The sequence below is a fragment of the Neisseria sp. S1 genome (genome assembly GCF_048060015.1).
GTDB lineage: Bacteria > Pseudomonadota > Gammaproteobacteria > Burkholderiales > Neisseriaceae > Neisseria > Neisseria arctica.
This window is the reverse complement of sequence record NZ_JBLUPI010000031.1, coordinates 1-2,058: the sequence shown is the minus strand read 5'-3', so window position 1 is coordinate 2,058 and position 2,058 is coordinate 1. Positions and strand designations below refer to the sequence as shown.

Below are 2,058 nucleotides of genomic sequence, written 5' to 3'. Positions count from 1 at the left end.
ATGTACGCGAAGTGGTGCAACGCTGCGAGCTGGTCACTCTGCTGCCACTGACCGATGGCAAGCTCAAAGGCTATCTGAAACACAAGTTTGAGCGAGCAGGCGGCGACATCGCCAAAGTGATGGACGAGAGCGCCATTGATGCGATTGCCGACCGCCTGACGGTACGCAGCCGCACGGCAAAAGGCGCAGAACAGCACAGCCTGCTTTATCCGCTGGCGGTGAACAATCTGGTGAGCGCTGCCATGAATGAGGCGGCAGAACTGGGGTTCGACCTTGTCGATGCCGATGTGGTTCAGGGGGTGTGAGATGGGCAAACAATACGGATGGCCAGTTAGCAAAGAAATGGCGGGTTTATGTACGGAAAAAGTACACGGCATGGTGATCGGAGAAGATGAAACCTACCTCTGCTCTTCCGCACTTGATGGCACGCTTTATGTGGTTAACGGCCGCACAGGTCAAGGTTACGCGATTGACCATAAAGAGTTAATCAAATTGGCCAAAGACAACAACTGGTCGGAATGCACGGAATCAGGGTACGGAATAATGCTGAATTCGGGCGAGGCGCTGATGCTTCGGCAGGAAGTAGGTAGTGGCAAGATGGGTGAAAAAGAATATGCCATGCAACTGTCACTAGAAGGAACCCCGATTGTAGAAAGCAAAACCACGGGTAAGAAGTTTATGTTGACGTGGGACGGCATCGTAAAGCTGGCGGTTGAAGCTGGTATTGATGATTCCGATGCAAGCGAAGAAAGCAAGGTGTGAGATGGAGTGTATAAAAATTTTCATAACCCGCCTGCTGTTATGCATGCCGTTTGCTCTGATACTGGCTTGGGTTATGCCTGATCAGCCTGAACGGCAAATCTCAAAACATCCAATACAAACGGTACCGGCAGATGAAAAGAATCCGTGGGCAGCGATGCCCGATGAGGAGCTGCCTCTCGGTGATGCGGAGGTAGCGAGATGAGGGAGCGTATTTTACAACTGACCGCTATGCCGTGTTCCCCCGAGTTTTTGGCGGACGTGTTGCGGATGCCGCTGACACAAGTAAAGCAGGAACTGGCCAAGTTGGAGGCAAACGGGGTACTGCAATCAAAAGTATTAGTGACTTATCGATTGAAACAAGAGGAAGAAAAATGAACGTGGAGCGCGACTACAGCAATATTAAAGCCAAAGTATGGCGCGAACAAACAGGCCTCTTATGTTGCGAGTTAAGCACTTTGGATGACCGGTTTATTTTGATGATGGTGTCAGCAGACAAAGGTGAAGACGAAGCCGGTTTGGTACAGACGGCATTGAATTGCTTGAGCAATAAGGATTTGGCTATGGCAGGTAGAAAGGTGGCTTGAGATGAATACCAAAATCTATGCGCTATATAAAGGCGAAAATCTGATTGATATGGGAACAGTATATCAACTGACAAAACGGCAGAATGTGCAGGTTAAGACAATCCGTTACTACCAAACGCCAACCTATAAAAAACGCAATCACGGTAACAATCATAGAACGCTCGTGTGCATTGAAGGAGACGAAGAATGAAAGTACGTTGCCCTGCCTGTGGAGCTACCAGCAGTCTTGATGTCTTGATTGCCCACGACGAAGCCCGTAGCGCGCTGGTGGAATTGTCGGGCATATCCGATGAACTGGTACGGTGCTGCCTGAAATACCTGACCCTGTTTCGGCCGGGTGAAAAAGATTTGACCTTTGCCCGAGTGGCCAAACTGGTCGGTGAGATTGCACCGATGATCAGGGCCTGCAAAATCACCCGTAACCGCAAAGCCTACCCCGCCCCGCGCGAGGCTTGGATTTGGGCATTTAATCGCTGCCTTGAAGCCCGCGATATGGGTAAGTTGCAAACCCCGCTCACTACTCACGGATATTTGTTGGAAAACATTACCTTTTGGACACCAGAAAAGACGGCGGGTATGGCAGTTGCGCCAGTTGGTCAGATGCAGGATGACAAACCAGCAGATAGCAAGCTGAGACAAGGTGTGGGCGGATTGTTGGAGTGGGCAAATGAGGGGGGAAATTGAATGGTTGAGAAAAGAAATTGCGGCGGGC

6 protein-coding genes and 1 pseudogene are annotated in these 2,058 nt (G+C 50.3%); all 7 read left to right on the top strand.

Features of this window, described 5'->3' with window-relative positions; all coding sequences use genetic code 11:
* Nucleotides 1-305 (top strand): annotated as a pseudogene (locus ACEPPX_RS11645) (AAA family ATPase); the annotation flags it as partial.
* Between the two features lie 37 nt (nucleotides 306-342).
* Nucleotides 343-762, top strand: a complete 420-nt coding sequence (locus ACEPPX_RS11640; RefSeq protein ID WP_416624172.1) for a hypothetical protein — start codon at nucleotides 343-345, stop codon at nucleotides 760-762.
* Between the two features lie 73 nt (nucleotides 763-835).
* Nucleotides 836-964, top strand: coding sequence for a hypothetical protein (locus tag ACEPPX_RS11635; protein ID WP_416624171.1), 129 nt, complete (start codon nucleotides 836-838; stop codon nucleotides 962-964).
* Nucleotides 961-1,137 (top strand): hypothetical protein, encoded by a 177-nt coding sequence (locus tag ACEPPX_RS11630; protein ID WP_416624170.1) that lies wholly within the window; start codon nucleotides 961-963, stop codon nucleotides 1,135-1,137. The genes ACEPPX_RS11635 and ACEPPX_RS11630 overlap by 4 nt, the downstream gene beginning before the upstream one ends.
* Complete coding sequence (locus ACEPPX_RS11625; RefSeq protein ID WP_416624169.1) at nucleotides 1,134-1,346, top strand: hypothetical protein; 213 nt, start codon at nucleotides 1,134-1,136, stop codon at nucleotides 1,344-1,346. The genes ACEPPX_RS11630 and ACEPPX_RS11625 overlap by 4 nt, the downstream gene beginning before the upstream one ends.
* 1 nt (nucleotide 1,347) lies before the next feature.
* Nucleotides 1,348-1,536, top strand: coding sequence for a hypothetical protein (locus ACEPPX_RS11620; protein WP_416624168.1), 189 nt, complete (start codon nucleotides 1,348-1,350; stop codon nucleotides 1,534-1,536).
* The gene (locus ACEPPX_RS11615) at nucleotides 1,533-2,030 is read left to right on the top strand and encodes a hypothetical protein (RefSeq protein WP_416624167.1); all 498 of its coding nucleotides are present in this window, start codon (nucleotides 1,533-1,535) and stop codon (nucleotides 2,028-2,030) included. Before ACEPPX_RS11620 ends, ACEPPX_RS11615 begins: the two co-directional genes overlap by 4 nt.
* Nucleotides 2,031-2,058 lie beyond the last annotated feature (28 nt).

What these genes read in the sequence shown, in the direction of transcription:
- ACEPPX_RS11620 (WP_416624168.1), top strand. Translation starts at nt 1,348, where the DNA reads ATGAATACCAAAATCTATGCGCTATATAAAGGCGAAAATCTGATTGAT.
- ACEPPX_RS11630 (WP_416624170.1), top strand. Translation starts at nt 961, where the DNA reads ATGAGGGAGCGTATTTTACAACTGACCGCTATGCCGTGTTCCCCCGAG.
- ACEPPX_RS11615 (WP_416624167.1), top strand. Translation starts at nt 1,533, where the DNA reads ATGAAAGTACGTTGCCCTGCCTGTGGAGCTACCAGCAGTCTTGATGTC.
- ACEPPX_RS11640 (WP_416624172.1), top strand. Translation starts at nt 343, where the DNA reads ATGGCGGGTTTATGTACGGAAAAAGTACACGGCATGGTGATCGGAGAA.
- ACEPPX_RS11625 (WP_416624169.1), top strand. Translation starts at nt 1,134, where the DNA reads ATGAACGTGGAGCGCGACTACAGCAATATTAAAGCCAAAGTATGGCGC.
- ACEPPX_RS11635 (WP_416624171.1), top strand. Translation starts at nt 836, where the DNA reads ATGCCTGATCAGCCTGAACGGCAAATCTCAAAACATCCAATACAAACG.